Source organism: Kordia sp., from assembly GCF_045105435.1.
Taxonomy (GTDB): Bacteria; Bacteroidota; Bacteroidia; order Flavobacteriales; family Flavobacteriaceae; genus Kordia.
The window spans coordinates 1-6,873 of record NZ_JBGCDL010000406.1 but is presented as its reverse complement, the minus strand read 5'-3'; the positions used below and the strand labels follow the sequence as shown (position 1 = coordinate 6,873).

Below are 6,873 nucleotides of genomic sequence, written 5' to 3'. Positions count from 1 at the left end.
GCTCTTAGATTTTTTTGACTTATTTCATTGAAACTTTTAATATGTTGAATTAAAAAAAAACGTCTCTTTGAGTGATTTTTCGGAATGGAATGCTTTGCTGTTAGATCGCTGTGCTGTTAGACCGCTTTGCTTTGAGATCGTTTCACTTTTAGATCGCTCAGCTCTTAGATTTTTTTGACTTATTTCATTGAAATTTTCAATATGTCAGATTAAAAAAAACATCCCTTTGAGTGGTTTTTTGAAATGGAATGAAGAAAAATTGTATCGAAAAGTACTTTGATTTCGAGAAATTATCTTCACAAAAAAAAAACACAAAACACTATTAACAAGATACTTACTACTATTCATAAATAAAGCTTATGAATGTCATACAAAACATAAATGAAAATATATAAACTTTATTCTTCACCTTTGTACTGCAATTAAGACGAGAGTTTTACATACATACGTAAAAAGTTTATTGAATATCAAATCGTATATAAGAAGTTAGTAAGTGTTATATACAAGTTAGCTAAATCCAAACAATATTTGTGAGAATGTATTGTTTGGATTTTTTTGTTTTTGAAAGCTTTTTATTAATGAGTTAGATTAATTTGACATTTCATTAAATACTTGATTTAGTTTCTCGAATTTTAGTTTACTAAATTTTTTGCTAGGCAACCATAAATCTCCATTCTTCTCATAAAGGAGTGAAAAATTATCACTACCCAAGTATTTTTTCAAAATTTTTGCTGCCTTTTCTCTACCTATTTTAATTGTTCTCGCATATCTATTATAATATTTTTTTCGATTATTCTGGTCTATTGGAATTGCAGTAACAGTAATTTTATCAATATTTGTTTGAGCAAATGATTGAAATACGACATACACAATGTCTCTTTTAACAATTTCTTCTTTCAAATCTTTTGATTCTGCCTCAAGAACTGATTTGGAAACTTGAATATGAATGTTTGAGTTATCTTCTGAAATAAACTTTAAAGAACCATTCTCTTCATAAAAATCAGAAGCAGCTTCCAACATTTTTCTTACTGTTGTATATTTAGAAAGAGGTTTTACATTATCAATTTTAAGGTCTTTATTCAAATCTTCTTCAGAATTAATTGTGTCTTTTTCAACTGTTTTTACTTTCGATTCACAACCAATAAACAAAAAAGTTGAAATAATTAATATCAATCTTGTCTTCATTATTTATTATTTTTTTGAATAATTTAATCATCATAAAAATAATTCAAAAGAAACTGAAATTCTTACGGTTTTCCACAATTAATAAAAAAACCTAAAAACAAACTACGATAAAAACACAAAACCAAACCCATAAACAACACTTATACATATCATATAAAACATAAATAAAAATATATGAACTATATTCTTGATCTTTGCCTTGTAAAATAAAACAAAAAGCAATGGAGAATACAAAAACACAGGTTTCACAAACACAAAATACAGCTGTAAAAACAAAAGTTGCCGTAGCATATGGTGACGGAATTGGACCAGAAATTATGAAAGCTACGCTAAAAATCTTAGAAGCTAGTGGTGCTAATATTGAACCTGAAGTTATTGAAGTTGGAGAGAAAGTATATTTATCTGGAAATTCTGCAGGAATCGAAAAGAAATCTTGGGAAGTAATCAATCAGAATAAAATTATTTTGAAAGCTCCAATTACAACTCCACAAGGAAAAGGATATAAAAGTTTGAATGTTACCTTGCGTAAGTCACTCGGACTTTTTGCAAATGTACGTCCTGTAACTGCATTGTCGCCATATATTCACACCAACTTTCCAAACATGGATGTGGTAATTATTCGTGAGAATGAAGAAGATTTGTACGCAGGAATTGAACACCAACAAACACAAGATGTGGTACAATGTTTAAAGTTGATTACACGTCCAGGTTGTGAAAAAATTGTTCGTTACGCCTTTGAATACGCAAAATTATACGGAAGAAAGAAAGTTACCTGCATGGTAAAGGATAATATTATGAAATTAACCGATGGTTTGTTTCACAATGTGTTCAAAGAAATTGCAGCGGAATATCCAGAGATTACAAGTGAATCACAAATTATTGATATCGGTTCGGCACGTTTAGCAGCAAATCCTGAAAATTATGATGTAGTCGTAACTTCAAATTTATACGGAGATATCGTTTCGGACATTGTTGCAGAAATTGCAGGTTCAGTAGGAATGGCAGGTTCGGCAAATGTTGGAAAAAATATTGCCATGTTTGAAGCTATTCACGGTTCGGCTCCAGATATTGCAGGAAAAGCAATTGCAAATCCATCAGGATTGATCAACGCAGCAGTAATGATGTTGGTTCATGTTGGAAAGGTAAATATTGCCAATTCCATTAAAAACGCATTGTTAACAACGATTGAGCAAGGATATCATACCGCAGATATTTACAAAGAAAGACAAAGTGTTCAGAAAGTATCTACAAGTGAATTCGCAGATAAAATCATTGAAAACTTAGGAAATCAGCCAGTAAAATTACCTGTAAGTACTATCGATGAAAATGCAGGAAGAATTTCAATTCCTGAATATATAAGAGCACAAAAAGAACAAGTTTTAGTAGGAACGGATGTTTTTATCAACTGGCAAGGTGTAAATCCACAAGAAATTGGAGACGCGTTAGCAGCATTACAATCGTATAAATTAAAACTAAAAATGATCACCAATCGTGGTGTAAAAGTATATCCTAACGGAATGCCAGAAACGTATTGTACAGATCACTGGCGTTGTAGATTTGTCGCTATAAATGCTACAATTAACGGAGAACAACCAAAATACATGCCTGTAGATTTTGAACAAATCTTAGCCTTATTATCAAATATAAATCACTTAGGCTTTGAAGTTATCAAAACAGAAAACTTGTATGAGTTTGATGGCAAACGTGGTTTCTCGTTAGGACAAGGAGAATAAAGTATAAAAGAGTTCATAAGTAGTTAGTAAGTGTTATTACAAGTTAGCTTTGAGCCGAACAACATTTGTGAGAATGTGTTGTTCGGCTTTTTTTGTTTAACTGTTTTTAATTTAAAAACACTATAAATAATGTCCTTTTCACAAGCAAAACAGCCATTAACAGTAGTAAAAACAAGTGTTTGAAATACCATCACACTTAAAATACTGTTAATTTTTTCAAGAATCAGTGTTAAACGTTTAATCTTTTATTATCTTCGTTAAACAAAAATTAATTTAATCGCACATCATGAAGTCACTTTTACTAAAATTCCTATCACTTTCGCTTATCGCATTGCTTTCATTTAAAGCGGATGACACGCAAACATTTCAAGGAAAAGCGTATTACTTTTCAAAATCGAAAATGCAACTAGGAAGTTGGGGAGCGCGAATGAGCGAAGCACAAAAGAAAGATGTTGCGGCACGTTTGAAAAACAGATTGGAAAAAACGTATGTATTGAGTTTTGATAAAGAAGCATCTGTTTTTAAGGAAGAAGATAAGTTAGATGCTATTTCAGGAGCAACCGATTCTTGGGGCGCAAACTTTACAAGAGGTTATCAATATAAGAATGTAAAAAACGTAGCTTTGGTTCAGAGTCAAGAATTTTACGGGAAAAAGTTTTTAGTGAAAGATTCATTACATACCATTGACTGGAAAATGGGCAAAGAGACAAAGCAAATTGGACAGTATACTTGTTTTAAAGCAACAGCAACTGTTTCACAAGATGATTTGGCTTGGTATAATTTTTCTTGGAGCGATTTAAGAAGAAAAGATGAAGATGGTGACGGAAAACCAGATGTACCAATGGTAGAAATAGAAGCTTGGTATTCACCACAAGTTCCTGTAAGTCATGGACCGGCAGAATTTTGGGGACTTCCAGGATTAATTTTAGAAGTAAGCGCTGGCGATACAACCATGTTATGTTCTAAAATTGTCATCAATCCAGATGAAGAAATTAAGATAGAAGCACCAAAAGGTGGAAAAGAAATTACAAAAAGTAAGTACCAAGAAACTATTAAAGGTAAAATGCAAGAAATGATGAGTAACCGAGGAAGAAGAAGAGGTTAATAATCATTACATTTATCCCAGAAAAAAACTTACTAACACATTCAATACTCGATCATGAAAAAATTATGCTGTTTGCTACTACTTTTTGTAGCTACGATCTCTTATTCACAAATAAAAATGGAAGGAGTTGTAAAAGATAGCCTCAACAAACCACTAGAACTGGCAAATGTGATCGCATTAAACAAGAAAACAAACACCTTAGAATCCTACGGAATTACCGATAAGTTTGGAAAATACAGACTTAAGTTGACTAAGAATTCTACGTATAAAATTCAAGTAAGCTATATAGGTTTAAAGAATATTGAAGAAGAATTTTCTTCAAAAGAAGTTGATATTACGAAAGATTTTATAATGAAAAGTACCAACGAGCTAAAAGCAGTTGAGTTGACTTATGAAATGCCCGTAACTATTAAAGGTGATACACTTGTATATAATGCCGATTCTTTTAAAAACGGTACCGAACGGAAATTAGAAGACGTCCTAGAAAAACTGCCCGGCGTAGAAATTAATGAAGACGGTCAAATAGAAGTTGAAGGGAAAGTCGTAAATAAACTAATGGTAAACGGAAAAGATTTCTTTGACGGCGATACTAAATTAGCGACAAAAAACATTCCATCAAAAGCAGTAGATAAAATTCAAGTATTGCGTAACTATTCGGAAGTTGGACAGTTGCGGAGTGTTACTAATAATCAAGATAGTGTTGCGATTAACATTAAATTGAAGGAAGGAAAAGAAAGTTTCTGGTTTGGTAATATAACGGCAGGTAGCGGATCGTCTCCCGATAATGAACTCTATTTGTTTCAACCCAAACTATTTTATTACAGTCCAAAATACAGCATCAATTTTATCGGAGATCTCAATAATATTGGAGAAGTTGCCTTGTCACGACGCGATATTAGAGGATTTAGCGGCGGTTTTCGTCCACCAAGTCGAAGTAGCGGAACCAATATCAATCTCGGAGATAATGGCTTAAATTTTCTGACGAATCAGAACAATGCCTTAGAAATAGAAAGCAAATTAGCAACAGGAAACTTTAGCTATTCGCCAAACAAAGCATTGGATTTAAGCGGATTTTTAATCTACAGTAGTAGCAGAATTTTATCGAAAGAAACCAGTTTAGTACAATATACAGATCCAGAATTAGGAATTCCGGATGAAGCAACCGAACAACGAAGCAGAGAACGTTCTGACCAAGTTGTAGCAAAGTTAAGTGCTTCGTACAAGCCAAATTTTAGCAATCAGTTGGATTATGATGTGATTGGACGTGTTTCAAATGACACGCAAGATCAAGGTGTGTTTTCTTCTGTAATTGGATCCACAAACCAAATTGATGAAGTGACTCCATATAGCGTGAATCAAAATTTAAACTATTATTACACGCTAAATGAGAACAATATTTTTGCGCTTGAAGCACAGCATTTGTTTAGAAATGAAGATCCTTTTTACAACGCAATTTTAGACAATGAAGACGATAGCGCATTTGATACTACAGCACAAGCCTTAGGATTGAATACGACATCAGATCAGTACAATCTTGGGCAAAACAGACGCATTAAGTCGAATCAGTTTGATGCAAAATTGGATTATTATAATATTTTGAATGCGCGAAGTAATATCAATATCACGTTCGGAACTATTTTGAGCAATCAGCAATTCAACTCGAATTTATTTCAGTTTTTAGGTCCTGGATTGACATTAAATCCGACACCTATTTTTAACGATGGACGCGCAACAAATGACACAGAATATAGTTTTAGTGATATTTATTTAGGATTTCATTACCGTTTAAAGAGTGGTAAATTCACCTTTACACCAGGTTTTTCTGTACATGCTTATGGAAACAAAAATAGTCAGTTTGGCGTAGATTATACAGATAATTTCTTTAGAGTGTTACCAGATTTTGAAACTCGAATTCAGTTTAAAAAGAGTGAAGCTTTAACGTTGCGTTACCAAATGCGTAATCAGTTTACAGACGTAACGCGCTTGGCGGAAGGTTTGGTAATGAATAACTTCAACAGTTACCAATTTGGTGAGCCGACATTACAAAACGCATTGTCGCACAATGTAAGCTTGATTTATACAAGTTTCAACCTTTTCAATTATACCAATGTATTTGCAAGAGCTTCGTATTCTAGTAATATTGATCAGATTCGTGGTTTGACTAACTTTGAAAGTGTAATTCGTACAAGTACCTTCTTTAATTCGAGTTTTGCAGATGAAAACGTAAATGTTGCAGGACGTGTACAACGTACTTTTGGAAAAATAAGAGCGAGTTTGTCAGGAAGGTTTAATTACAGTAAAATTAATCAGTTTATCCAAGAACGTCGTTCTGTAAATGAAGGATTTACACAAACATACATTCCAGAAGTTCGCACAAATTTTAAGATTGCTCCGAATGTGCGATTACGTCATAGTTATAGCGTAACCGATAACACGCAAGGTGGAAGAGATACACAGTTTGTTACCAATGCAACTACGTTTGATTTTGATGCCTATATTTGGAAGCGAGTTACTTTTAGAACAGATTTTACCTATACAAACCAAGACTTAGGAAATGGACAATCGCAATCGTTTCAAACATGGAATGCGACTTTTTCATATAGAAAAAACAGAGATGCAAAATGGGAATATGAACTAAAAGCAACCAACCTTTTAAACATTGATGCACAAGTACGAAACAGCGCGAATAATTTATCGGTATTTAGTCAAGAAACGTTTATTCAGCCGCGATTTGTGACATTCCGATTTGTGTATACATTATAAAATATACTGAATATCATTTACGATTATTCAGCAAAGAAATAGAAGATAATACGTTTGTTAGTATTGTTAGTTGAAGACCGAACAACA

The 6,873-nt window shown here is 32.8% G+C and carries 4 protein-coding genes; 3 read left to right on the top strand and 1 reads right to left on the bottom strand.

Annotated elements, in window-relative coordinates:
* Positions 1-588: 588 nt before the first annotated feature.
* Positions 589-1,185: a hypothetical protein gene (locus AB8B65_RS20555; RefSeq protein WP_405303157.1), complete on the bottom strand. Its 597-nt coding sequence runs from the start codon at positions 1,183-1,185 to the stop codon at positions 589-591.
* 221 nt (positions 1,186-1,406) lie between these two features.
* Between AB8B65_RS20555 and AB8B65_RS20550 the strand changes: the two genes are divergently transcribed.
* The 3 genes from AB8B65_RS20550 (at position 1,407) to AB8B65_RS20540 (ending at position 6,786) form a co-directional block, all read left to right on the top strand.
* A complete protein-coding gene (locus tag AB8B65_RS20550) occupies positions 1,407-2,918 on the top strand; it encodes an NADP-dependent isocitrate dehydrogenase (RefSeq protein WP_405303156.1) in 1,512 nt (503 codons plus the stop codon).
* Positions 2,919-3,204: 286 nt separating this feature from the next.
* Positions 3,205-4,023: a GLPGLI family protein gene (locus AB8B65_RS20545; RefSeq protein WP_405303155.1), complete on the top strand. Its 819-nt coding sequence runs from the start codon at positions 3,205-3,207 to the stop codon at positions 4,021-4,023.
* A 54-nt stretch (positions 4,024-4,077) separates the two neighbouring features.
* Entirely contained in the window at positions 4,078-6,786 is a 2,709-nt protein-coding gene (locus tag AB8B65_RS20540; protein ID WP_405303154.1) for a carboxypeptidase-like regulatory domain-containing protein, read from the top strand.
* Positions 6,787-6,873: the final 87 nt, after the last annotated feature.

Excerpts from the sequence above, each read along its gene's own strand:
- AB8B65_RS20545 (WP_405303155.1), top strand. The coding sequence starts at position 3,205 with ATGAAGTCACTTTTACTAAAATTCCTATCACTTTCGCTTATCGCATTG.
- AB8B65_RS20555 (WP_405303157.1), bottom strand. The coding sequence starts at position 1,185 with ATGAAGACAAGATTGATATTAATTATTTCAACTTTTTTGTTTATTGGT.
- AB8B65_RS20550 (WP_405303156.1), top strand. The coding sequence starts at position 1,407 with ATGGAGAATACAAAAACACAGGTTTCACAAACACAAAATACAGCTGTA.
- AB8B65_RS20540 (WP_405303154.1), top strand. The coding sequence starts at position 4,078 with ATGAAAAAATTATGCTGTTTGCTACTACTTTTTGTAGCTACGATCTCT.